The sequence below is a fragment of the Streptomyces carpinensis genome, assembly GCF_002154505.1.
Lineage (GTDB): Bacteria > Actinomycetota > Actinomycetes > Streptomycetales > Streptomycetaceae > Streptomyces > Streptomyces carpinensis.
The window spans coordinates 1-24,913 of sequence record NZ_MUBM01000183.1; the positions used below are offsets into that span (position 1 = coordinate 1).

At 70.1% G+C, this 24,913-nt stretch carries 17 protein-coding genes and 3 pseudogenes; 13 read left to right on the forward strand and 7 right to left on the reverse strand.

What is annotated here, in order from left to right:
- Positions 1-12: 12 nt before the first annotated feature.
- Entirely contained in the window at positions 13-1,218 is a 1,206-nt protein-coding gene (locus BZY54_RS24200; RefSeq protein WP_086727442.1) for an amidohydrolase, read from the forward strand.
- 175 nt (positions 1,219-1,393) lie between these two features.
- Positions 1,394-2,842 carry an argininosuccinate synthase gene (gene argG / locus BZY54_RS24205; RefSeq protein ID WP_086727443.1) on the forward strand — a complete coding sequence of 483 codons (1,449 nt, stop codon included), beginning with the start codon at positions 1,394-1,396 and terminating at the stop codon, positions 2,840-2,842.
- A 249-nt stretch (positions 2,843-3,091) separates the two neighbouring features.
- On the opposite strand, the gene BZY54_RS24215 is transcribed toward argG, so the two are convergent.
- Positions 3,092-3,859, reverse strand: coding sequence for an AraC family ligand binding domain-containing protein (locus BZY54_RS24215; RefSeq protein ID WP_086727458.1), 768 nt, complete (start codon positions 3,857-3,859; stop codon positions 3,092-3,094).
- An 86-nt stretch (positions 3,860-3,945) separates the two neighbouring features.
- Here BZY54_RS24215 and BZY54_RS24220 point away from each other — a divergent pair, with 86 nt between their 5' ends.
- Positions 3,946-4,746: a sulfite exporter TauE/SafE family protein gene (locus tag BZY54_RS24220; protein WP_208640738.1), complete on the forward strand. Its 801-nt coding sequence runs from the start codon at positions 3,946-3,948 to the stop codon at positions 4,744-4,746.
- Positions 4,747-4,856: 110 nt separating this feature from the next.
- Here the strand turns inward: BZY54_RS24220 and BZY54_RS24225 are convergent, their stop codons facing one another.
- The gene (locus tag BZY54_RS24225) at positions 4,857-6,200 is read right to left on the reverse strand and encodes a family 43 glycosylhydrolase (protein ID WP_086727446.1); all 1,344 of its coding nucleotides are present in this window, start codon (positions 6,198-6,200) and stop codon (positions 4,857-4,859) included.
- Between the two features lie 565 nt (positions 6,201-6,765).
- Here BZY54_RS24225 and BZY54_RS24230 point away from each other — a divergent pair.
- The 6 genes from BZY54_RS24230 to BZY54_RS24255 all read left to right on the forward strand — a co-directional run bounded on the left by BZY54_RS24230 (position 6,766) and on the right by BZY54_RS24255 (position 13,367).
- Complete coding sequence (locus BZY54_RS24230; RefSeq protein ID WP_167414054.1) at positions 6,766-8,031, forward strand: ROK family transcriptional regulator; 1,266 nt, start codon at positions 6,766-6,768, stop codon at positions 8,029-8,031.
- Positions 8,018-8,887 (forward strand): ABC transporter permease, encoded by an 870-nt coding sequence (locus BZY54_RS24235; RefSeq protein ID WP_086727448.1) that lies wholly within the window; start codon positions 8,018-8,020, stop codon positions 8,885-8,887. The genes BZY54_RS24230 and BZY54_RS24235 overlap by 14 nt, the downstream gene beginning before the upstream one ends.
- Positions 8,884-9,690, forward strand: coding sequence for an ABC transporter ATP-binding protein (locus tag BZY54_RS24240; protein ID WP_086727449.1), 807 nt, complete (start codon positions 8,884-8,886; stop codon positions 9,688-9,690). The genes BZY54_RS24235 and BZY54_RS24240 overlap by 4 nt, the downstream gene beginning before the upstream one ends.
- A 16-nt stretch (positions 9,691-9,706) precedes the next feature.
- Positions 9,707-10,708 carry an aliphatic sulfonate ABC transporter substrate-binding protein gene (locus BZY54_RS24245; protein ID WP_086727450.1) on the forward strand — a complete coding sequence of 334 codons (1,002 nt, stop codon included), beginning with the start codon at positions 9,707-9,709 and terminating at the stop codon, positions 10,706-10,708.
- Positions 10,705-12,222, forward strand: coding sequence for a sulfatase family protein (locus BZY54_RS24250; protein WP_086727451.1), 1,518 nt, complete (start codon positions 10,705-10,707; stop codon positions 12,220-12,222). Before BZY54_RS24245 ends, BZY54_RS24250 begins: the two co-directional genes overlap by 4 nt.
- A gap of 164 nt (positions 12,223-12,386) precedes the next feature.
- Positions 12,387-13,367: a formylglycine-generating enzyme family protein gene (locus tag BZY54_RS24255; protein WP_086727452.1), complete on the forward strand. Its 981-nt coding sequence runs from the start codon at positions 12,387-12,389 to the stop codon at positions 13,365-13,367.
- A 335-nt stretch (positions 13,368-13,702) separates the two neighbouring features.
- On the opposite strand, the gene BZY54_RS24260 is transcribed toward BZY54_RS24255, so the two are convergent.
- Together BZY54_RS24260 and BZY54_RS24265 are read right to left on the reverse strand one after the other, a co-directional pair.
- The gene (locus tag BZY54_RS24260; protein ID WP_086727453.1) at positions 13,703-14,509 is read right to left on the reverse strand and encodes a M23 family metallopeptidase; all 807 of its coding nucleotides are present in this window, start codon (positions 14,507-14,509) and stop codon (positions 13,703-13,705) included.
- A 176-nt stretch (positions 14,510-14,685) separates the two neighbouring features.
- The gene (locus BZY54_RS24265; protein ID WP_086727454.1) at positions 14,686-16,257 is read right to left on the reverse strand and encodes a DUF1906 domain-containing protein; all 1,572 of its coding nucleotides are present in this window, start codon (positions 16,255-16,257) and stop codon (positions 14,686-14,688) included.
- A gap of 458 nt (positions 16,258-16,715) precedes the next feature.
- Between BZY54_RS24265 and BZY54_RS24270 the strand changes: the two are divergent.
- The 4 genes and pseudogenes from BZY54_RS24270 to BZY54_RS24280 form a co-directional block, all read left to right on the forward strand.
- Positions 16,716-17,861 (forward strand): annotated as a pseudogene (locus tag BZY54_RS24270) (DUF4185 domain-containing protein); the annotation flags it as partial.
- Positions 17,862-17,885: 24 nt separating this feature from the next.
- A pseudogene (locus BZY54_RS53510) lies at positions 17,886-18,155 on the forward strand (M23 family peptidase); the annotation flags it as partial.
- A gap of 1,929 nt (positions 18,156-20,084) precedes the next feature.
- Positions 20,085-20,384 (forward strand): annotated as a pseudogene (locus tag BZY54_RS53515) (M23 family peptidase); the annotation flags it as partial.
- Positions 20,385-20,547: 163 nt separating this feature from the next.
- Positions 20,548-22,557, forward strand: coding sequence for a glycoside hydrolase family 43 protein (locus BZY54_RS24280; protein WP_158103906.1), 2,010 nt, complete (start codon positions 20,548-20,550; stop codon positions 22,555-22,557).
- A 64-nt stretch (positions 22,558-22,621) separates the two neighbouring features.
- Here BZY54_RS24280 and BZY54_RS24285 read toward each other — a convergent pair whose 3' ends face one another.
- From BZY54_RS24285 to BZY54_RS24295, 3 genes are all read right to left on the reverse strand, one after another.
- On the reverse strand, positions 22,622-23,509 hold the full coding sequence (locus BZY54_RS24285; RefSeq protein ID WP_086727456.1) for an NAD-dependent protein deacetylase: 888 nt from the start codon (positions 23,507-23,509) through the stop codon (positions 22,622-22,624).
- A 9-nt stretch (positions 23,510-23,518) separates the two neighbouring features.
- The gene (locus BZY54_RS24290) at positions 23,519-23,950 is read right to left on the reverse strand and encodes an ankyrin repeat domain-containing protein (RefSeq protein WP_086727457.1); all 432 of its coding nucleotides are present in this window, start codon (positions 23,948-23,950) and stop codon (positions 23,519-23,521) included.
- 129 nt (positions 23,951-24,079) lie between these two features.
- Positions 24,080-24,913 (reverse strand): ATP-binding SpoIIE family protein phosphatase (locus tag BZY54_RS24295; protein ID WP_158103907.1); only part of this gene is annotated, 834 nt, incomplete at its 5' end.

Consider the following 24,913-nt stretch of genomic DNA (forward strand, 5'->3'; position numbering starts at 1 on the left):
GCAGGAGGCCGCGTGCCCCCCGAACCCCCTTCCCTCGCGCCAGATGCCCTCCACTCCCGAATCCGGGAGACGGTCGCGGAGCGCGCCGACACGATCTGGGGCATCGCCTCGACCCTGCATGCCGACCCGGAGTACGCCTTCGCCGAACACCGTGCGGCGGCTCTGCTGGCGGGCGAGCTGGAAGGCGCCGGGCTGGAAGTGCGGCGTGAGGTGGCGGGACTGCCGACCGCGTTCACCGCACGCTCGGGCCTGGGACGGCCGACCGTGGCCCTGCTGCTGGAGTACGACGCCCTGCCCGGCCTGGGCCACGCCTGTGGACACAATCTGATCGCGGCCGCGGGTCTGGGTGCCGCGCTCGCCGTGCACTCGGTGCGGGAGCGGCTCGACGGCGCGGTGCTGGCCGTGGGCACCCCCGCGGAGGAAGGCGGCGGCGGCAAGGCGCTGGAGGCGGAGGCGGGAGTGTTCGACGAGGTCGACGCCGCGCTGATGTTCCATCCGGGCGTGCACGACTGGGCCTGGGCGCCGCTGACCGCGCAAGAGCAGTACCGGGTCGGCTTCCACGGCCGGGCCGCGCACCCGACGGGCAATCCCACGGAGGGCGTCGACGCGCTGGCGGCGCTCGTCGAGCTGTTCAACGTGCTGTACGCGCTCGGCCGCCGGCTGCCGGAAGCCTCGCACGTCCAGGGAATCGTCACGCACGGCGGTACGGCCACGAACATCGTCCCCGAGTACGCCGAGGGCCGCTTCGGCCTGCGCGCGGCCACGACCGCCGCGCTGGACGAGCTGAGCGGGCAGCTGCGTACCTGCGCCGAGGGCGTGGCCATGGCCACCGGGACGAGGGTCATCGTCGAGCGGGCCACCGTCCGGTTCGAGCACTTCCGGGACAGCCCGGTGCTCTCCGAGCGCTTCGCCGCGCACCTGGGCCGGGCGGGCATCACCCTCACTCCGCCCGCTCCCGGCGTGTACCTGGGCTCCTCGGACGTCGGCAACGTCAGCACCCGCGTGCCCACCATCCATCCGTTCGTGGCCATCATGGGCGCGGACGGCTCGGACCACACCCCGGAGTTCGCCGAGGCCGCGGTGTCCTCCCGGGCCCGTGAGGTGCTGCGGGCCGTCACCGAGGCACTGGCGTGCACGGCCGCGGACGTACTGCGCAGTGCGGACCTGCGCGAGCGGGCGTGGGCGCGGCATCGGGAGGCGGCGGCCGCCGGACGGTGACCGGGGACCGCGCCCTGGGACAGCGCCGCGGGCGGGCCGGTGGAACCGTCCGGGGCCGGGGAGGGCGGTGTCCGGCACCGCGGGAGAGCGGGACGAAGCCGCCGGAGATGCTGCCCGGGCAACGGAAGAAGCGTCCATAGTTGCATGATCATGCGTTTCGATGCATAGTCTTGCTATGTCCAAGGTCCTCACTTCCCTCCCCGTCGGCGAGCGCGTCGGCATCGCCTTCTCCGGTGGACTCGACACGTCGGTCGCAGTCGCCTGGATGCGTGACAGGGGCGCGGTCCCGTGCACGTACACCGCCGACATCGGTCAGTACGACGAGCCCGACATCGCATCCGTGCCCGGGCGTGCCACCACGTACGGTGCCGAGATCGCCCGGCTCGTCGACTGCAAGGCCGCACTGGTCGAGGAAGGGCTGGCGGCGCTCGCCTGCGGCGCGTTCCACATCAAGTCCGGTGGGCGGCCGTACTTCAACACCACGCCGCTGGGACGCGCCGTGACCGGCACCCTGCTGGTGCGGGCGATGCTCGAGGACGGGGTGCAGATCTGGGGCGACGGCTCCACCTTCAAGGGCAACGACATCGAGCGGTTCTACCGTTACGGCCTCCTCGCCAACCCTCACCTGCGGATCTACAAGCCCTGGCTGGACGCCGACTTCGTGACCGAGCTGGGCGGTCGCAAGGAGATGTCGGAGTGGCTGCTCGCACACGGGCTGCCGTACCGGGACCCCACCGAGAAGGCTTACTCCACGGACGCCAACATCTGGGGTGCCACGCACGAGGCCAAGACCCTGGAGCACCTCGACACCGGCATCGAGACGGTCGACCCGATCATGGGCGTGCGGTTCTGGGACCCGTCGGTGGAGATCGCGCCGGAAGACGTCACCATCGGCTTCGACCAGGGCCGCCCGGTCACCATCCAGGGCAAGGAGTTCGCCAGCCCGGTCGACCTCGTGCTGGAGGCCAACGCCATCGGCGGCCGGCATGGGCTCGGCATGTCCGACCAGATCGAGAACCGCATCATCGAGGCCAAGAGCCGCGGCATCTACGAGGCGCCCGGCATGGCGCTGCTGCACATCGCCTACGAGCGCCTGGTCAACGCGATCCACAACGAGGACACGGTGGCCGCCTACCACACCGAGGGCCGCCGCCTCGGCCGGCTGCTCTACGAGGGCCGTTGGCTGGACCCGCAGGCGCTGATGGTGCGCGAGTCGCTGCAGCGCTGGGTCGGCGCGGCGATCACCGGTGAGGTGACCCTGCGGCTGCGGCGCGGTGAGGACTACTCGATCCTCGACACCCGGGGCCCGGCGCTCAGCTACCACCCGGACAAGCTCTCCATGGAGCGCACCGAGGACTCGGCGTTCGGCCCGGTGGACCGGATCGGCCAGCTCACCATGCGGAACCTGGACATCGCCGACTCCCGCGCACGGCTGGAGCAGTACGCGGGCCTGGGCATGGTCGGCACCGAGCACCCCACCCCGATCGGTGCCGCGCAGGCGGCCTCGACCGGTCTGATCGGCGCCATGCCGGAGGGCGGTGCCGAGGTGATCGCCTCGCGCGGCGAGGCCGCCGAGGAGGAGACGATGCTGGACCGCGCCGCGATGGAATCCGGCACGGACTGAGCCAGAGCGGTACCGACTGTTCGACGTTTTCGAGTGTCGTCGGCCTGGCGCAGTTGATGCAGGGTCAGGTCGCCGATACGTGGAGGTCGAGCGGTGTGCGCAGTGGGCGCCCGCCCTCGGCTGGACCTGGCAGGACGACCGGTCCAGCCCGGGCGGGCGCCGGAAGAACCGCGGGCGCCGGCCGGCCACGCGCCTCGTGGTGACCAGGCCAGTGGTGGAGATCCTGCCGGCGACCGGCCCGGCGGATCGTCAGGGCGACGAGCGGTGAAACCGTGACGGCGGTGCCCCGAAGGCGCGGGTGAAGGCGGCGGTGAACGCCGCAGGCGAGGCGTAGCGCAGTCGGCCGGCGACCTCGGTGACGGAGGCCGAACGCAGCAGGGGGAGCGCCGCGAGGAGTCGTGCGCGGGCCCGCCAGCCGGCCGGGCTCTCGCCGGTCTCCCTGCGAAAACGCCGGGTGAAGGCGCGTTCACTCATGGCCGTCCGCGCGGCCCACGCGGCATTGGTGACGGTGACGTCCGGGTCCGCCAGGTAGCCGCGGCAGAGTGCCGAGAGGTCGGGGGAGGCGGGCACGCCGATGTGGAACGGAAGCGGGGCGAGCGCGGCGATCTCGTGGAGCAGGAGCGCCGCGATGTGTCCCTCGCGTCCGGACAGGTCGTACCCGGCCTCGAACTCGACTGCGGCCAGCAGCAGTTCGCGCAGCAGCGGCGGTACGTCCACGACCGTGCAGGTCGCGGGCCACCACGGCACGGCCGTCGGCTCGATGTACAGGCTCCGGGTGCTCACTTGGAGCATCCGGACCCGGTGCCGGGTCGCAGCGGGGATCAGGAGGGCGCGCTCGGGCGGAACGGTCCAGGAGCCGTCGGCGGTGTCGACGACCATGACCCCGGTGGCGCCGTAGAGGAACTGCGCGCGTCGGTGCTCGTGCCAGTCCAGCAGATGACCGGGCGCGTAGTCGGTGCCGATCGGCAGGACGGCCCGCTCCACGTGGTCCACATCAGCCAGGGAGACGTTCTTCACCTCTCCCACCCTAGTGGCCGAGTATCGAAGGAATGGCGCCGATCATCGCATGCGGGAACTGCCCGGCAGGTGGTGGAGTGGCCTGTGTGGATGTTGTCGCATTGCTCGGTATCGGAGTCCTCACGGGACTCACCACTGTGTTGTTCGGATTCGGCGGCGGGTTCGTCGCCGTCCCGGTCGTCATGTGGGCGGACACCGGCCTCGGGCCGGACGCGATGAGGGTGGCGACGGCCACCTCCGCGGTGGTCATGGTGGTGAACTCCGGATTCGCGACGGCCGTCACTCCGCGCCACACCCTCGTCCGGCTGCGGGGAAGCGGCGCGCTGGTCGTGCTGCTGGCCGGCGGGGCCTCGGTCGGCGCGCTCGCCGCGCTTCACGCGCCGTTCGGGCCGGTCAGGTGGGCGTTCGTCGTGTACGTTGCCCTCACCCTGGCCGACCTGCTCCTGCGCCCAGGATTCCTGCGCCCCTGTGCTCAGGAGACGGCGACCGGCGGGCCGAAGCGGCTGCCGACCGCCTTCGGTGCGCCGATCGGTGCGGTGGCGGCCTTCCTCGGAGTGGGGGGCAGCGTCATGACGGTTCCGGCGATGAGACGGGCCGGGCACCCGATGCGGGTGGCGACCGCACTCGCCAATCCACTCACCTTCGCCATCGCGCTGCCGGCCGCCGCCGTCTCTCTGGGCGGCTCGGCCACTCCGGTCACCGAGCACGTACAGGCGCACCTGGCGGGGACGGTCGACCTCCGGGCCGCTGTGACCCTTCTGGCCGGCGCACTGCCCGTGATCGCTGTACTGCGCCGCCGGCCACCGAAGATCGCCGACCGAACCCACGCCTGGGCCTACGCGGCGCTCCTCGCTTTGGTCGTCGTCGCGATGCTGCTGCCGAGGTGAGGGGTGTGTCCGTGCGGTGAGGCGAGGCGGTGCCCGTCGGGGCTCCGGTTCGTGCCCGCTTGCGGCGGCCGGTCCTCCACGCGGGCAGGATCGGCCGCCGCACCGAGGGGTCACCCACTGACGGTGTGGCCAGGATTCTGGCGCTTGACGTACAGCCGGTCGTGCCCGGGGCCGGTCCACTCCAGCCGTACGACACCGGGGACGGCGGAGTGGTCGATGCGTGACGGATCCGACCAGTAGCCGAAGTTCGGGTTGCGGAAGAACGTCGACCACAGGCCGCCGTGATGGTCCGCGAAGAAGTTGTTGTGGCCGATGCCGACCCCCGCGGTCCACCGCTTGGAGTACGGCCCTTCGAAGGAGTCCGAGACGGCGACGACCGCGTCGTACTGGTACTGCGTGCGACCCGCACCCGGCGTGTCGTAGGCGTACCGCGTGCTGCCGTCGGCATTGACCGACGCCCAGTCCCACGCGGTCTGGACGAGGTAGTACTTGCCCTTGTACTTGAAGACGTACACGCCTTCGCGGTACGGCTCGGGCGCGTAGGGCACCTGCTGGAACTTGGGGAGGTTCGTCGTCGGGACGATGTCCTCCATGTCGTCGCGGAACCTGGCGTACAGGTCGTTGTGCAGCACGAGCCACGCGTCGTCGCCCTCGGCGTAGAGGCTGCCGTCGATGTGGTGGTAGGCGCCGGGCTCGATGAACTTCGGGCCGCCGATGAACGAGTCGCCGAAGGGCTTGTCGCGGTTGCCCTCGACGAGCCGGTACGGTCCCTCCACCCCGCCCTCGCTCACGAGCAGGAACGAGCCGACCTTGCGGGAGTGGTCGCCCATGCACGCGACGATGTACCACGTCCCGCGGAAGTAGTGCAGTTCCGGGGCCCAGACCTCGCCGCGCTTGCCGAACTGGTCGTCGTACCAGTACTCCTGCCAAGGGGCGACGACGGTCCGTCCGGGCCGGTTCTCACCGACGAACTCGGGGGACCACACCTTGCCCCGCTCCGCGCCGGGCCGTACGCCGGTCGTGTCGGCCAGTCTCCACGGCCCGTGGAGGGAGGGGGCCACCCACACGAAGATGCCGTCGTTCCAGGGGGCGGCCGCCGCGAGTCCGGGCACACGAGTGGTGCCCGTGGCGACGTAGAGCGGACGGCCGTCGACGACAAAGCAGTTGACGTAGGTGTCCCGCATCCATACCTGGCCGTGCTCCTGGTCGCGAGGGCGCAACTCGAGAGGGAGGACGAAGGAGTTGTCATCACGCGGCCACAGGTCGAGCCGGGTGTCGGCCAGGCCGTAGGGCTCGGGGTCGGCCCAGTTGGACGGGTAGCGTCCGACCGGCGTGCCGTCCGCGGGTCCGGGCGCTGCCTGCGCGGCGGTCACCGGCAGGGCCACCGCCGCTCCCAGGCCGGCGACACCGGCCAACAGGGTCCGCCGGTGCAACCCGCTCTCGGTGCTGGTCATCAGTCACGTTCTCCTTATGTTGTCCGGTACGCCGGTGCCTTGACCGGCAGGACGGCCGACGGGGACCTGCCGCCCCTGGTCCGTTCCGCCTCGACGACTGGGCGCATGCCGCTGCGGGCGGCCAGGTCGGTGGAGCGGTGGTCGTCCTGGACATCCGGCCGAGGTCGTGGAGCCCGCTCCGGCAAGGGGCCGAGTCTGCACGGCGGTTCGAGTACGAGCCGGTGTGCCCGTGCTCCGGAGTGCCGGGGCCGGCCATGGCTGGTATGGCGCAACACAGCATGTGAACGGCCCTTTTTTCCGTCAACAGGCCGGACAAATGATCTGAGGGGCCCTGAGTGTCGCCCCCTTCACCCGCCAGGGCGTTTCTGCAGGTCCGGCATGAAGTCGGCTGACCGGCAAGGCGTGTCACGATTGTGTAACGGGGTGTCATGGGGGTCGGCCGTAGCAGGAAAGCCGGTGACGGGGGATCAACCGCCATGCGCTCGTGGGGGAGTGAGCCACTGTCTCCCCGGCTTTTTCTGTCGGAGTGTTGACGGAATTTTTCAGCCACCCTACTTTGACCGGCATGCAGATGCCCACCGGAGTGCACGCACTGGTCAGGCGCACCCATGAGGAGCGCGTGATGCGTGCCTTGCAGGAGAACGGCGCCATGAGCCGAGGCGAGATCGCCCGGGTCGTCGGGCTGTCCCGCACCACCCTGTCCGAGATCACAGGCAGCCTTCTTCAACGAGGCGCCATCGTCGTCGTGGACACCGATGCCTCCAGTCGCGCTGGCAGCGGGCGACCGGCCGAGCGGCTGGCGCTCGACCCGGCGTCGGCGCAGTTCATGGGCGTCGACTTCGGCCACCGGCGCGTACACGTCGTCATCGCCGACGCCTCGCACGAGATCATGGCCTCCGACTCGGTCCGGTACGACGACACGGCGACCTGGCCGACGCGGACCGAGCTGGCACTCGGGCTGGTCGACCGGCTGAGTGCCGAGGCCGGCGTGCACTTCGGGGCACTGCAGGGCATCGGCATCGGCGTGCCGGGGCCGTACCCGGCACCCGAGGGAACGGCCTGGCCGCGCGCCGCCGCGGGGAGGACCGTGCTCCGCCCGGCCCCGGAGGGCGTCGACGTGGCGTTCGCCGAACGCTTCGACGCGCCGGTGATCGTCGACAACAACACCCGCCTGGCCGCCCTGGCCGAGGCGATCACCGGCGCCGACAGCGTCGCCGACCTGGTGTACGTACGTCTGTCGGACGGCGTCGGCGGCGGGCTCGTCGTCGGCGGCCAGCTCGTCACCGGCTCGACCGGACTGGCCGGCGAGTTGGGGCACGTCACCGTCGAACCGGCGGGCCGGCCGTGCCGGTGCGGCAAACGCGGCTGTCTGGAGACCGTGGCCTCCGTGCCCGGGATTCTCGCCGCCTGCTGGGAGTTCGGCCTCCGCCTGGAGAACCTCCAGGACCTGGCGGCCGCCGTGGCCGGCGCGCACCCTGTCGCGGACCGGGTGCTGCGGGAGGCGGCCGGGGCGCTGGGACGCGTCGTCGGCGCAGCGACGATGACCCTCAACCCGGCGAAGGTGGTCATCGGCGGCGACATCGCCCGGTTGGCGCCCGTCATCGTGGAGCAGGTCGCCGCCACTCTCGCCGGCGAGCTCTTCCCGATCGCGTCGGCCGGTCCCGTCGTCGAGGCGGCACGGCTCTCGGACGACGACGGCGCACTCGGCGCCCTGGCCGCGGTCTTCCACAGTTCACCCCTCCTGGCGAGATATCCGGAAACCGCCGATCTGAAGAGCGGTTCCGGCGCACGCAACTCCACCACCGAAGGAGCCGCCCATGTCCGTCCTTGACAAGCAGGGCGCCGGCCGGCGAAACCCCCTACCCGAGAAGACATCCGGGACATCCGCCGACTCCGGCGCCGCGGGCGCCGCTGAGAGGGCACCGCAGCGTTCGCGGTCGGGTGGGCGCGGACTGCCTCTCGTCCTGAACGCGGTGTCCGTCGCCCTCGGCATCGCGATCTGGTGGGCACTGGCGTCCGCGGGCTTCAAACTGCCGACACCGCCGGAGGTCGTCGCGCGGGCCAGGACACTGATCGACAACGGCACGCTCGGCAAGGACGTGGCCGCCAGCCTGACCCGCGTACTCATCGGCTTCGCACTGGGTACGGCCGTGGCCGTCCCGGTCGGCTTCCTGATGGGCTGGTACCGCGTGCTGCGCGGCCTGATCGAGCCGTGGATCCAGTTCTTCCGGACCATCCCGCCCCTGGCGATCATCCCGCTGGCCGTCGTGGTCATGGGCATCGACGAGACACCGAAGGTGTTCGTCATCTTCCTGGCGGCGTTCCTCGCGTGCGTCATCTCGACGTTCCAGGGCGTGGTGAGCGTCGACCGCACGCTGATCAGCGCCGCCCGGGTGCTCGGCGCCAAGGACTTGACCATCTTCGCCCGTGTCGTGGTGCCGGCCTCCACACCGTTCATCCTCGTCGGCATGCGGGTGGGCCTCGGCTCGGCATGGGCGACCCTGGTCGCCGCCGAGCTGGTGGCCGCCCAGCAGGGCCTCGGCTACCGGATGCAGAACGCCGAGCTCTACTACGACCTTCCGACGATCTTCGTCGGACTCATCTCGATCGGGATCCTCGGTCTGCTCATGGACCGCATCCTGCTCCTCGCAGAACGCAAGCTCACCGGATGGCAGGAACGCCGATGACCAGCACCGCGGCCAAGATATCCGTCCAAGGCGTCACCAAGACGTTCGCTCTGGGACGCGACACGTTCACCGCTCTCGACGACCTCTCCCTCGACATCGCGGACAACGAGTTCGTCACCGTCGTCGGCCCCTCGGGCTGCGGCAAGAGCACCCTGATGAACATCCTCGCCGGACTGGAGGAGCCGACGGCGGGCCGGGCCCTCGTCGACGGCGTACCGGTGTCCGGGCCGGGACCCGAGCGTGGTGTGATCTTCCAGCAGTACGCCCTCTTCCCCTGGCTCACCGTCCGGCAGAACGTCGAGTTCGGCCTGCGGACCGCGCGCGTACCCAAGGCCGAACGGCGCGAGCGCGCCGAGCACTTCATCGGCCTGGTGGGGCTCGAGCAGTTCGCCGACGCGCTCCCGAAGACGCTCTCCGGCGGCATGCGGCAGCGATGCGCCATCGCCCGCGCCTACGCCGTCAACCCCTCGATCCTGCTGATGGACGAACCGTTCGGCGCGCTGGACGCCCTCACCCGGGTCAAGCTCCAGGAACAGCTCCTGGACACCTGGAGCAAGGACAAGCGGACCGTCCTGTTCATCACGCACGACGTCGACGAGGCCGTCTTCCTCGCGAACCGCGTCATCGTCATGGCCGCCCGGCCGGGACGCGTGTACGACGTCATCGAGGTCGGCTGGGACGACGCCCGCGACGAGGATTTCCGCTTGAGCACCGAGTTCGCCGCCCTGCGCAACCGGGTGTGGCACTCCGTCTACCACCAGGACGGCCGCACGGCCGCCCCCCTGCCGTCGACGACGACCTGATCGGAAGGACCCATCCATGCCACTCACGACCTCCCGCAGAGGTTTCGCCGCTGCCGTCGCGGGCCTTGCCGCCGCCGCTCTTCTGACGGCATGCGGCAGCGACTCCTCCTCCGGCAAAGGGGGCGAGAAGGTACGCATCGGCTACATCGGCGACTTCAACGGGACCAGCCTGATCGCCATCGCCGACGCCAAGGGGATGTGGGCCAAGCACGGCCTCTCGGCCGAGAGCAAGGTGTTCACCAACGGCCCCCTGCAGATCCAGGCGCTGGGCACCGACAACCTCGACCTCGGCTACATCGGCCCCGGTGCGATGTGGCTGCCGGCCTCCGGCAAGGCCAAGGTCGTCGCGATCAACACCCTCGGCGACGCCGACCGCGTCATCGCGCAGCCCGGTATCACCTCGATGCAGCAGCTCAAGGGCAAGACCGTCGCCGTGCCCGAGGGCACCTCCGGCGACATGATCCTCACCCTCGCCCTGGAGAAGGCGGGGATGACGAAGCAGGACGTCAAGATCGTGCCGATGGACCCGTCGACCATCGTCTCGGCGTTCTCCTCGAAGAAGGTCGACGCCGCCGGCTTCTGGTACCCCGCCGCCGCGACCATCAAGAAGCAGGTGCCGAACCTCGTCGAACTGGCGAAGAACTCCGACTTCGCCGACAAGGTCTCCTTCCCGACGGCCTTCGTCGCCGGCAACAACTTCGTCGCCAAGCAGCCCCAGAAGGCGAAGAAGGTCCTCGCCGTACTGCGGGAGGCGATCGCGTACCGCTCCGCACACAAGGACGAGGCCATCAAGCTCACCGCCGACAAACTCGGCATCCCCGAGGACCAGGTGAAGGCGGACGCATCCCACGTCGAACTGCTCGACGTCGCCAAGCTGGACGAGCTGACCAAGAACGGCACCATCGACAAGTGGCTGAAGGGAATGAACGACTACTTCGTCCAGGCGGGCAAACTCAAGGACCCGATCGACCCGAAGACCTACTACACCGGCGACCTCTTCACCGGAGCCGGCGAGTGACCGCGTCCCACACGTCCGACGCGGCGAGGCAGAACATCCTCTTCCTCATGACCGACCAGCACCGGGCGGACACTCTCGGCGCCTACGGCAACCCGCTCGCGCACACCCCGGCCCTCGACGAACTCGCCGCCACCGGCACCCGCTTCGACCGCTGGTACACCCCCACCGCGATCTGCACCCCCGCCCGGGCCAGCCTGCTGACCGGCCAGGCACCCTTCCGGCACAAGCTGCTCGCCAACCACGAGCGCAACGTCGGCTACCTCGAGGACCTCGCCGAGGACCAGTTCACCTTCTCCCGGGCACTGCGCGAGCACGGCTACAACTGCGGCCTCATCGGCAAGTGGCACGCCGGCAACCGACGGACAGCGGCCGACTACGGTTTCGACGGCCCCGAACTGCCCGGCTGGCACAACCCCGTGGACCACCCGGACTACCTCGCCTACCTCCACGAACGCGGCCTGCCGCCCTATGAGATCAGCGACCGGATCCGCGGCACCCTGCCCAACGGCGGCCCGGGCAACCTCCTCGCCGCCCGGCTGCACCAGCCGGTCGAGGCCACTTTCGAGCACTACCTGGCCACCCGCGCCATAGAGAAGCTCGAGAAGTACGCCGCGGACCACCGGCAGAGCGAGCAACCGTTCTTCCTCGCCCTGCACTTCTTCGGACCGCACCTGCCCTACATCCTTCCCGACGAGTACTTCGACCTGGTCGACCCGGCGGACGTGGAACTGCCGCGGTCCATCGCCGAGACCTTCCACGGCAAACCCCCGGTCCAGCGCAACTACAGCGCGCACTGGACCTTCGACACCATGCCGATCGAGACGACCCGCAAACTCATCGCGGTGTACTGGGGCTACGTGGCGTTGATCGACATGCAGATCGGCCGGGTCATGGAAGCGATGCAGCGGCTCGGACTCGTGGACGACACCGCAGTGTTCTTCACCTGCGACCACGGCGAGTTCACCGGCTCCCACCGGCTGCACGACAAGGGCCCCGCGATGTACGAGGACATCTACCGCACACCCGGCCTGCTCCGCGTCCCGGGCGCGCCCGGCGGCGTCGTACGGTCCGAGTTCGTCAGCCTGCTCGACTGCACCGCGACCATCCTCGACCTGGCGGGCATCGACCCGAAGCCCGCGGTCGACTCGCGCAGCCTGCTGCCGCTCGTCCACGGCGAGGCGGTGGACTGGGAGAAGGACATCGTCTGCGAATTCCACGGCCACCATTTCCCGTACCCGCAGCGCATGCTCCGCGAGGACCGGTACAAGCTCGTCGTCAACCCCGACTCGGTCAACGAGCTCTACGACCTGCGGACCGACCCCGACGAGCTGCAGAATGTCTACGACCATCCCGAACAGGCCGAGGTCCGCTCGCGGATGATGCGCCGTCTGTACGACCTCCTGCGGAAGCGCGGCGACAACTTCTACCACTGGATGACGTCGATGTACGACGTCGGCGAGGTGGGACACGACCCGACCCTGAGCGGCCTCGACGAGTCCACCTACCAGAAGTAGCAGATGCGCCGGCATCGCGCGGACGCCCGATGCACCGCATGAGGACCGCAGATGCCGGCGGACGTCCGCCGATGAAACCACCCGGCTCCGTGCACGGACGACGGCTCGCAGGCGCCGAGCGACCCGTGCACGGCCACCCGCCCCGCAACCGAGGACTGGGACCCATGACCCGCGATCACCACCCCTGCTGCACCCCGTCCGGCGCACCGGCCGCCCTCGCGCTGGCCCCACCGGCAGCGCAGCCGGCCCCGCGCGCCGCCGCCCGCCGGCAGTCGACGCGGGGACAGGTCCGCCTGCCGGGCGGGGAGTTCGCGATGGGCGACGCCTTCGGCGAGGGCTACCCCGCCGACGGCGAGACACCCGTCCACACGGTACGTCTCAAGCCCTTCCACATCGACGAGACCACCGTCACCAACGCCCAGTTCGCCACCTTCGTCAAGGCCACCGGTCACGTGACCGACGCTGAACGCTACGGGTCCTCGGCCGTCTTCCACCTCGTGGTCGACGCCCCCTCGGCCGACGTCTTCGGCCATGCCGCCGGAACCCCTTGGTGGATCAACGTCCGGGGCGCCCACTGGCGCCGTCCCGAGGGGGCACGCTCCGACATCACCGGCCGGCAGAACCACCCCGTCGTCCACGTCTCCTGGAACGACGCGACCGCCTACGCGCAGTGGGCCGGCAAGCGCCTGCCCACCGAGGCGGAGTGGGAGTACGCCGCACGCGGCGGCCTGGCCGGACGCCGCTACCCCTGGGGCGACGAGCTCACCCCCGACGGCCGATGGCGCTGCAACATCTGGCAGGGACGGTTTCCCCACACCAACACGGCCGAGGACGGGCACCTGACCACCGCGCCGGTCAAGTCCTACCGCCCCAACGGCTTCGGACTGTGGAACCTCGCCGGCAACGTCTGGGAATGGTGCTCCGACTGGTTCTCCCCCTCCTACTACGCCGAGGCACCCCTGGAGGACCCGCACGGCCCGGACACCGGTACGGCACGCGTCACCCGCGGCGGTTCCTACCTGTGCCACGACTCCTACTGCAACCGCTACCGGGTGGCCGCCCGCTCCTCCAACACCCCGGAGTCCTCCTCCGGCAACCTCGGCTTCCGCTGCGCCAACGACGCCTCCGGGGCGACGGCCGAGTGACCCGGGCGCAGGTGCGCCCGGAGGACGTCGCACTCCCGTCCGGCGCGAGCCTGCGCAGCTGCATCCGAAGGTCGGATCGATGCCCCTTAGGTCATGCGGCTCGCCCGGACGGGGGCCGGCGGCTTGTGGTCTGCCAGGCGGCCCCGGGCACCCCGGACGAGGAGGCCATGTTCCGCCCGGAGTCCGCGGACGCCCGGCCGGAGGCGCCGGCAGACCACCCGGAACCGGCCGGCGAGCCGTCGCTGCTCCCGTCACCGTCTCCGCCGGATGAGGGCCTCGACGGCATAGGGGGACGCGCTCCTGGCCCGTCGGCCGGGTCCCGTGCGGAACGGGCCTCAGCAGTCGGGGATGACGGTGCCGTTGTTGTCCTTGGCCTCGTCGTTGCCCCAACGGGAGAGGTAGTAGGCGGAGACGTACTGGTTCGCCGGGCCGATGTCGGGGTCGGTCTTCAGCCACCAGTGGTTGTACGTGGTGGCGTCGCCGATCTGGCGGCCCCACACCTTGCAGTACACGTAGTTGGTGCCGGCGTTCAGGGTTCCGGTCTGTGTGGTGCTGGTCGGGGAGGCGTACACCGGCGCGTTCGCGAAGGTGTCGACCCAGTACTTGGTGGGTGTCCCGCTGCCGCAGGCGTTGTCACTGGTCAGGTTCTTGACATTGTACTGGCTCGGATAGGGGGCCAGCGACGTGCCGTTGATCACGATGTTCTGTCCGACGCCGTTGAGGAGCTGCTCGTAGTGGATGTGCGGCCCGGTCGAGTTGCCCGTGGAGCCCGTCAGGCCGATCTCCTGTCCTTGCACGACGGACGCTCCGTCCGGCACGGAGTAGGCGGAGAGGTGGAAGTAGTACGTCGTCCAGCCGCCGCCGTGGTCGATGGCGATGTAGTTGCCGGCGCCGCTGGGCTGGGAGTAGCGGTGGGCCGTGCCCGAGGCCGATGCGAGCACCGGAGCGCCGTTGGTCTGTCCTCCGTCCGACCTGACGAAGTCCAGGGCGAGGCGGACCTCACCGTCGTGATGCGAGTAGGTCCATGTCTGGCCGCAGGGGAACGGCGCCTTGAACAGGGGCGCCGCCTGGGCGGGCGATGCGGTGAGGAACCCGGCGACTATGGCCACCAGGCTCAGCAGGGCGATACGCGGCGAACGCATCCGGTCTCCTTGTCGGTGCGGTGCTTGGGGAAGGCGGCTGCGGCTCAACGGCGCGCAGTGGGCCGGCGCGCCCGGCCGCGGGGGTGAGTGCGACGGTGGACCGGGTCGCGCGCCGAAGGGTTGTGTGCCCTGCGTGCGCGGGCGGTGTATTGCTGCACCCGGATCCGGAACGGGCCTCAGCAGTCGGGGATGACGGTGCCGTTGTTGTCCTTGGCCTCGTCGTTGCCCCAACGGGAGAGGTAGTAGGCGGAGACGTACTGGTTCGCCGGGCCGATGTCGGGGTCGGTCTTCAGCCACCAGTGGTTGTACGTGGTGGCGTCGCCGATCTGGCGGCCCCACACCTTGCAGTACACGTAGTTGGTGCCGGCGTTCAGGGTGCCGGTCTGCGTGGTGCTGGTCGGGGAGGCGTACACCGGCGCGTTCGCGAAGGTGTCGACCCAGTACTTGGTGGGTGCGGGCGGGACGCTGCCGCCACCGTCGACGTCGAGGTAGTCGCGGTCGATGCTGATCGCCACTCCGCCCCAGGTCTCGCTCACATCGCCGGCGTACTGGTGGATGCGCTGGTGGTCGGCCCAGTAGGCGGCCGGGACGTAGGAACCGGCGTCGGTGTCCGCGGCGTTGTTCCACCAGGCGAACCAGATGTGGTCCGGGAGGGTGTAGGCGCCCGTGGTGTACTGGCCGGCCAGGTCCTTGATGCCGGAGGAGGCGCTGGAGTAGACGCCCGAGCGGTAGCCCCGCGCGTGCAGCTGCTCGGTCCACCCGGAGAGGAAGTTCAGCACTCCGAGGCTGCACGACGGGATGGTGTTGTTGTAGCCCTCCATGTCGTCGTAGATGACGCTGTCGGCCGGGATGCCGATCGCCTGTGCCTGGGCCACGGCGTCGTCGGCCTCCGAGACACCCTGGCTGCGGGCGGTCGCCGGATCGGTGGAGACACGGTGCCCGAAGTTGGTGCACGGCGCCTGGGAGCCGACGTAGGTAGGCATGACGTGCCAGCCGTTGCCGGTCACGGTGCCGATCCAGGAAGAGGTGAGGTTGGGCTGGGCGCAGCCCCGGCTGTTGCCGCCTATGTAGACCCCCACCGCCCGGTAGGGGGAGGCTGCCCAGGCGTTCATCTGCGAAGTGCTGGGCGCGGTGCACGCCTCGAAGCCCTGGCCGGTGAAGGCGCCGGGCTGCGCGGCGACGGCGGTGTCCTGCGCCGCCACGGCCGGGCTCTCGGCATGAGGTACGGCGCCGGCTCGGGCGTCGCTGCCCAGGCGGCCGGTGCGCAGGATCTGCTCGACCGCGGCCTCGCCCGTGCCGTAGGAGGCGGTGGCGATGACCCCCGCGGACGGCACCGCCAGCCGGATCTCGCCCAACGGGCTTGTCGTGGCCGGGACATAGGATGCCGTACCCCGTGGGGCGAGGCCGGTGGTGCGGTCCACGGCCGCGGTGCCGGTGCCGTCCAGGGGTTCGACCAGCAGGGCCTCGGTGCGCCCCACCAGATGGCTGGGACAGGTTGCCTGCGAGCCGGGGTGGCCGAGGTACACGGCGTGCATGTCGAAGCGGACGCACGTGTCCGGCGCCTTGGCCAAGTCGAAAACCGGCCATCCTGTCGGCACCTTCAGGTGGTAGCCCCGGTAGGACACCTCCTGGGTAGCGGACGTGGCGCTGGCGCTGGGGGCGCTGATGGCGGTGGACGCCGCCGCCAGGAGCAGCGCCAGCGCGGTGCCGGCGGTGCGTCTGGCGCGGCCTGGTCTGGCCCGGTGCATGGGATTCCTCCGTTTTTGCCGTGATCATGACAGTGTTGCGTGAGCCCGTGACCGCTCGCGGCAGCTGTACGGCGGTCATCGAGGGTCGGCCTGCGGGGACTTGACGATGTTGGGGGCAGGGTGGCCTGTCGCCTGCCTGCGGTGCGTCACGGCTTCGGGGCATGGGGTCGAGCACGAGTGGCGCGGGGGGCGAAGCGAAGCCGGGCGGCGTCGTGTGGGGGCGAGCAGGTGGACCTTGGTCAAAACGGGATACACATGGACGTGCTGCTCAGGGGCTTCCCGACGTGCAGGTCAAGGGAAGTCGGCGGGAGACTAGCCGTGTTGGCGTGCTGTTGTAAATGCGCGTCACTTCTTTGCCCCGCGCTATGGTCGCCGTTCCCCTTCTGCCTCTACGGTGTCCGTGATATCGATTTCTTCCAGCCGGGCAGCGGGAGACTCGAACCCCCACAGGAGCCGTCATGCACACCCAGCCAGCACGTAGCTCCGCCGAAGAGCCGAGCCCGTTCCAGGCCGCGCCGGCCGGTACCCGCCGCACGTCCCCCACCCGCCGGGCCGTCCTCTCCGGCCTCCTCGGCACCGCGGTGGGAGGCGGGAGCCTGCTGACGGCCGCGGTGCCGGCCGGAGCGGCCACCTGCGCCGCGTCGGTCGCCTCGGCCGTCACCGGAAGCAAGATCAAGAATCTGACCGGCCCGGTCGAGACCGGCCCGTTCGCCGCACCCTGGACCGACCTCGGCATCCCCGCACGCTGCCCCGACGGGTCCATGCTGTTCGTGTGCGGGGACACCTTCGACGGTGCCGGCGTGGGCGGCCCCGACTGGCGCGCACCCGTCGGCCTGCGCTCCAGCAGGAGCGACCTCGACTCCCTGACCATCGACGGCAGTGTGGGCGGCGCCCACGCGGACGGCCTGGTCCCCGAAGGGCACACAGGCGGCACCACCGCCATCCCCTCGGACGTGTTCACCGTCGGGGACACGATGTACATGCACCTCATGCGCGGTGTGATCTACCAGACGGACCACTCGGACTTCTGGCGCTCCACCGACAACGGCGAGACATGGGAGTACCTGTGCCAGTGGCCGGGTGACCAGTACAATGGCCAGTTCCAGCAGAAGACCTACGCGGTGGCCGACGACGGCTACTGCTATGTCCTGTCGACCGCGTTCAACCGTGACATAGCCTCGGACCTCCTCCTGCACCGCGTCCGCCAGGACCAACTCGGCAAGCCCCCCGCCTACGAACCGTGGGGCTACGCGAACGGGGCCTGGGCGTGGGGCAATTACCCGACGACCATCACCGCCCGCCGGAGGTGGGGCGAGATCTGCCTCCGCGCGATGGGCGGCCAGTACGCCTTCACCTGGCTCAACATGGACGTGCTGTCCATGCGCGCCCAGATCTTCCCCCAGCCGACCTCCAACCTGTTCACCACACCCGAGCAGACGGTGATCGTGCCGACGACGCCCGGCAACGAGAGCGGTAACGCCGTGGCCAGCCCGTACGGCGGATTCATCATTCCCGGCTCGACGTTCGCCGACTTCCACATCGCCGTCAGCCAGTGGTACGACGACCAGAACTACCGGGTCATGCACTACCGCATCGACGGCCTCGCCGCCGATGCCACCCAGCCCGCCAGGTACTGGGTGGACACCTTCGCCGACGCCCCGGTCTACGCCTCGCCGACCAGCACCGTCCAGACCGGCACCCTGAAGGCGGGCACCAACTACGTGTTCTGCAAGACGTGGGGCCGGCAGGTCGGCAGCGGATCGAGCTACAACCACTGGTGGCTCAGGACGGATCCGGACGTCGGCCCGGCGGGTCAGTACATCTCGGCCTACTACCTCTCTCGTTGGGGCAACGACGAGGCCAAGGACAACAACGGCACCGTCATCCCGGACTGCTGACCGCGATCGGCGCGCACACGTACCGCCGCGCAGTTTGAGCACCGACGTGCCGTTCGCCGGCGGTCGTTGTCCAACTGGCCCGGATGCCAGACCGCTCGTCCTCGGCGACAACGCCGGCTTCCTCGCGCGGCACGCGTCCGCAGTGACGCCCGTGCGAACTCAGCTTCCCCACCGCATCCTCGACCCCCGCGCATGCACCACCGCATGTGAAATCGATTTCTTCACCGTCCGGAGCCAGTCATGCTCAGAGTCAGCCGAATACGGCGCACCGTGGCCGGTGTCGCCGCCTCTCTCTTCCTGGTCCTAGGTGTGGGAGCGGCGGCCACGCCGCCCGCCACCGCGCGTCCCGCAGCGGTCGCTTCCGCACCGGCCGCGGTCTCCCCACCGGAGAGCAGCTTCTTCTCCACCGTGCGCATCGACTCCGGGGCCACCGTCGGCGCCCCGGCCATCGGGGACAACGTCAACCACGGTGACCTGTGGCCGAACTGCTGGTCCGACGACGACAACGTCTACGGCGCCTACGGGGACGGCGTGGGCTTCAACGCGCCCTACAGCGACATCGGGGTCGCCCGGATCTCCGGCACCCCGGGCAGCCTCAGCGGCACCAGCCTCGCCCAGGGCGACGCCGTCGGCCAGGTGTGGACGGCCAACCACTCCCGCAAGCCCACCGGCATGGCCTGCGTGGACGGCACCCTGTACCTGGCGGTGCAGGACCTGGCCTTCGACTTCAACGACGCCCCCGTGGCCACCATCGCCAAGTCCACGGACCACGGCCGCACCTGGACCTGGGACCACTCGCGCCCCATGTTCGACAACGGGGTGTTCAGCACGGTCATGTTCCTCGACTACGGCAAGGCCTACGCCAACGCCCCCGACGGCTACGTCTACGCCTACGGCCTGGACCACAACTGGCGGGACTCCTTCAACGACTCCGTCCCCGACCCGGTGGACGTCTACCTCGCCCGGGTGCCCCGCGCCTCCGTACAGGACCGCTCCGCCTGGCAGTTCGTCAGCGGCTTCGACTCCGCCGGCAACCCCACCTGGTCCTCCGACATCAACCAGCGGACCGCGGTGCTCCACGACGACCGCCACATCTACCAGAACGTCTACACCGCCGGCCGGGCCAGTGACCTCAGCGTGATCAGCCAGGGCGGCGTGGTGTACGACAAGCCGCTGAACCGCTACCTCTACACCTCCTGGACCGAGTACACCTTCGAGTTCTACGAGTCGCCCACCCCATGGGGCCCCTGGCGCCACTTCGAGACCAAGGACTTCGGCGGCTACCCCTGGACCCACACCAAGCACGGCGGCTACGCCACCACGATCCCCTCGAAGTACATCAGCGCCGACGGAAAGTCGGTGTGGTTGCAGTCCAACGTCTGCCCCTGCGGTGGTGGCTATCCGTCGGGCGACAACTGGGCCTACACCTTCTCGCTGCGCCGGATGGACCTCACACCCGACGTGCCGTCCACCCCGTCCAACGCCGCCGACCCGGCACGCAACCTCGCCCGCGAGCCGGGGACCGTGGGCATCGAGCGGGCCACGCACTACGGCAACGTGCAGTTCTACAACGACGGCAATCGTGCGCAGTCCGACGACGACTGGAACGACGAGAACAAGAGCGCCAGCTGGTGGGGCTACACCTGGCCACGCACCTACACGCTGGACCGGGTCGTGTACACCACGGGCAACATGTTCCCCGACGGCGGCTGGTTCGCCCAGAATCTCCGTGTGCAGGTCCGCGACAACGGCACCTGGACCGACGTCGCCGGCCTGCGCACCTCGCCGTCCTACCCGTACGACTCCTCCGCCGGGCAGAACCACACCTATCAGTTCGACTTCACGCCGACCTCCGGCGACGGCGTGCGGATCATCGGGGTCCCCGGCGGCACGAGGACCTTCACGTCCATCGGTGAACTGGAGGCCTACAACAGTGGCGGAGCGTCCGGGACGCCCGTGAAGTACTACGTCGACACGTATGCCGACGCGCCGGTGTACGCCTCGGCGACCAGCACCACGCAGACCGGCACCCTGAAGGCGGGCACCAACTATGTGTACTGCAAGGTGTGGGGCCGTCAGATCGGCGACGCCACGACGTACAACCACTGGTGGCTGAAGACGGACCCCGATGTCGGCCCGGTGAACCAGTACGTCTCCGCCTACTACCTCTCCCGTTGGGGCAACGACGAGGCCAAGGACAACAACGGCACCGTCATCCCCGACTGCTGAACACCCACCGCCACGGGGGTTCGGCCGACAACACCCGGACCCCGCCGGCGGGCACCCGCCGGCACCCGCTCCTGCCGGTGGGCCACCGTGCGCCCCCCGCCCAGGCCGCCGGTATCGCGTCATGTACCGGCGGCCCCAACCCTTTCCCTCTGTGGAGCCAGCCATGGTCGAAGTCCTCCGAAGCCGGCGGAGTCCACTGCTGCGTGCCTTGACCGGACTGGTCGCGCTCGTCGTCGCGCTGCTGCCGACGACCGCTCAGGCCGTCCGCCCGACGCTCTCCGCCGCGGCCACCGCCGCCGCGACCTTCACCAACCCCATCCGACAGCACGTGAGCGACCCGTACGTCATCCGGTACGGCGGCTACTACTACATGACCAGCACGGACGGCTGCGACGCCGGCTACCTGTGCGTGTGGAAGTCGGCCACCATCTCCGGCTTCGCCTCGGCCGCCAAGTACGACGTCTTCCGGATACCCGGTGGGCAGTCCAACTCCGCCGAGGTCTGGGCCCCCGAGATCCACTACGCACAGGGCCACTTCTACATCTACTACACCGCCACCACGGCCGGAGTGGGATCCGCACACCGGCTCTTCGTCCTCCAGGCCACCGGGGACGACCCCACGGGCTCGTACACCGAGGCCGACACCGGCTACGCGCATGGCCAGCTCCACGAGTCGAGCGACCTGTGGGCGATCGACCCCACGGTGTTCACCGGCAGCGACGGCAAGCTGTACATCGCCTGGTCCGGATGGCCCACGTCGGCCGGCGGGCAGCAGGCCATCTACCTTGCGCCGATGAGCGACCCGCTGCACATCAGCGGCGACCGGGTGCAGATCTCGGCGCCGACCCGGCCGTGGGAGACCGTGGACAACCCGGACAGCCCGAGCAGCGGCACGGTGGGGTACTTCCCCGTCAACGAGGGGCCGGAGGCCTTCCAGCACGGCGGCCGGACCTACATCACCTTCTCCGCCAGCTTCTGCGGCACCCGCAGCTACGCCGTCGGACTGCTGACCAACACCGGTGGTACGTTGCTCAGCTCCTCGTCGTGGACCAAGACCGGGCCGATCTTCAAGTATCACGGCGACGTCGTCGGTTCGGCCTCCTTCGAACCCATCACCTCGCCGGACGGCACCGAGGACTGGTTCCTGGTGCACTCCAGCACCGCAGGCTGCGACGCTGGGCGCGAGCTGCGCGCCCAGCGACTGTACTGGGACGCCCGGGACGGCTCGCCGCTGCTGGGCTACCCGGTCGACGACGGGGTGCCGCTCGAGGTGCCCTCCGGCGAGCCCGGCTCGGTGGCCTCCGCCGACCCCTACGCCTCGGGCTGGGCCGACGCGTTCGGCGACGCGGCCGAGGGCGACAGCACCCACGGCCGCCAGACCGGGGCGTGGTCCGTGACCAGTCCGAGTGCCGCCGGCCTGACCGCACCGAGCGGCAGCGCCGCATGGTCGCAGCTCTTCTACGCCGGCAACCCGAACTACGAGGACTACACAGTCTCGGCCGATGTGCGCCAGACGGCCACCGGCACCACCTCGGCATATCCCAAGTACGGCGTCTACGCGTCCTACGCCGACCGTGACAACCACGCCGAGGTCTTCATCGACCAGCGGAACGGGGTGCTCGCCACGCACGCCGTGGTGCAGGGCGTCGAGCAGTCCTGGCAGAACTCCAGCCTGCCGACCGGTTTCGACCCGACCCAGTACCACACCCTCAAGGTGGTCAAGGCCGGCGCCGCCTACACCTTCTACCTGGACGGCAGCCAGGCCCAGCAGCGCACCTTCACCGGCTCGTCCTTCCCGGTGCTGCTCAACGGACAGCCCGGCCTGGTCGCCGAGGACACAGCGGCCGACTACCGCAACGTCACGGTGAGCAACACCGGCGGCGGAGCGCCCGGGGTGTCCGTGAAGTACTGGGTCGACACCTTCGCGAACGCCCCGGTGTACGCCTCCCCGACCAGCACCACGCAGACCGGGACCCTGAACGCGGGCACCAACTACGTGTACTGCAAGGTGTGGGGCCGCCAGATCGGCAGCGGATCGAGCTACAACCACTGGTGGCTGAGGACCGACCCCGACGTCGGCCCGGTGAACCAGTACGTCTCCGCCTACTACCTCTCCCGTTGGGGCAACGACGAGGCCAAGGACAACAGCGGCACCGTCATCCCCGACTGCTGAGCACCGACGGGTGCGGGACCCCGGCCGGCGGCGGCCGGGGTCCCGCAGCGTTGAGCACGGCTGGTCAGGAGATGCCGAGGCGTTCGGTCAGTGCGGTGAGGGCCTGGCCGAGCGGCAGCGCCACATGCGCGTGGGCGAGGTCGTCGCCGCGTGTCGGGCCGAGGTTGATGACGGAGACGGGCTTGCCGTCCTTCGCGGCGCGGCGCACGAACCGCAGTCCCGACAGGACGGCCAGCGACGAGCCGAGAACGAGCAGTGAGTCGGCCGCGTCGATCAGGTCGAAGCAGTGCTGGGTGCGAGCCCGCGGCACGTTCTCGCCGAAGAACACGACGTACGGCTTGAGCACACCGCCGCACTGCTCGCAGGGGACGACGCGGAACGTGTCGACGATGTCGCCGGGGAGTTCCATGTCGCCGTCGGGGTTGACGCGAAGGCCGGCGGCGTCCTGTGCCGCGAGGAACTCACCGTTGGCGGCGAGCAGCCGGGCGTCGAGTTCGTCGCGGGGAGAGATCGTTTTGCAGTCGAGGCAGACGACACGGTCCAGGCTGCCGTGCAGGGCGACGGCGTCCCTCGTCCCGGCGGCCTGGTGCAGCCCGTCCACGTTCTGCGTGATCACGGCGTCGACGTACCCGGAGGCGCGCAGCGCCTGCACGGCGTGGTGCCCGGTGTTGGGCCGGGCTTCGGCGATGGCGCGGCGCCCGACATAGCCGCGGGCCCAGTAGCGACGCCGGTTCTCCTCGTCCGAGACGAAGTCCTGGTAGGTCATGGGGGAGTGCCGTCGGTGCCGCCCGGTCACGCCCCGGTAGTCGGGAATGCCGGACTCGGTGGAGATTCCGGCCCCGGTCAGGACGGCCACCCCGCCGGCGGCGAGTTGCCCGGCGATCTCGTCCATCCCGCCGGCGGGGCGTATACCGGTGTCGGGTACGGGACCGACGATCGGACGCATGCGCATACGTGCAGCTTAGGGTGCCTCCGCGGGGCCTGCTCCGGCTGCGATGAGGAGTTCGGCAGTCTTGGTGTGGGAGCCGTCGTTCGCCCAGTCCGAGGGGGACCGGCCTGTTCCGCGATCCTCACGGAGGTTCGGGTCGGCTCCGTGCGTCAGGAGTTCGCGCACTGTCTCGGTGTGTCCCCAGCACGCGGCTGCGCACAACGGTGTGCCCTCCGAGCCGGCTCCGCTGCTCTCGGTGTCAGGGGAGGCCCCTGCCTCCATGAGCAGGCGGACAACCTCGGCATCTCCCTGCACAGACGCCAGATATAGCGGGGTGGCGCCGTCGCTGTCCCCTCCCCCGGGATCCGCTCCAGCCCGCAGGAGCGCCTTCACGCGGGCAGGGTCGGCCGCCAGAGTTGCCTGGAAGAGATGATGGGTGAGCTTCTTACGCCGCCGCTGGTTCACGGTCGGCGAGACTAGCGATCGCAGACGCGGTGCGACCAGCCGTATTCGGTTCGTTGAGGACCACGACCAGCACAGTCGCCTCGCGGCGGGACGGCACTGGCGCTCCGTTCCTGGCCGCCCCGGCCGCTGTCACGGAGTGACCTCATCGGGCAGGGCGGCGGCCAGGAGGGGGCCGACGACTTCCGGCGCGTCGTGAAGGGCCTGTTCGGTCCAGATGATCTTTCCACGGCCGGTGTAGCGGGTTCCCCAGCGCTGGGCGAGCTGGGCCACGAGGAACAGGCCGCGTCCGCCCTCGTCGGTGGTCGCGGCCCTGCGCAGGTGCGGGGAGGTGCTGCTGCCGTCGGCAACCTCGCAGATGAGGGTGCGGTCGTGCAGCAGGCGCAGGTGGATGGGCTCGGATCCGTAGCGGATCGCGTTGGTGATCAGTTCGCTGACGATCAGCTCGGTGGTGAAGCCGATCTCCGCCAGGCCCCATGCCTCGAGCCGGCGGCCGGCACCGGCGCGGATGCGGGGGACGGCCGCGGGGTCCCGGGGTATGTTCCAGGTGGCGACCCGGGCGGGGTCGAGCGCGCGGGTGCGGGCGACCAGCAGGGCGATGTCGTCGCGGGGTCGGCCCGTTCGCAGGGCGTCGAAGACCGCCTGGCAGGTGTGCTCCGGATCGCGGGCCGGGGCGTGCGGGGGATTGGTGAGGGTCCGCCGCAGCAGTGCGAGGCCGGTGTCGATGTCCCGTTCGCGAGTCTCGATCAGGCCGTCGGTGAACAGCACCAGGCTGGATCCTTCCGGCAGTCGCAGTTCGGCGGTCTCGACGGGCAGGCTGCCGCCCAGGCCCAGGGGTGGGGAGACGGGGACGTCGGGGAAGACGACCGTGCCGTCCGGACGGACCAGGGCGGGTCCCGGATGGCCGGCTCTCGCCAGGGTGACCTGTCCGGCTACCGGGTCGTAGACGGCGTAGAGGCAGGTGGC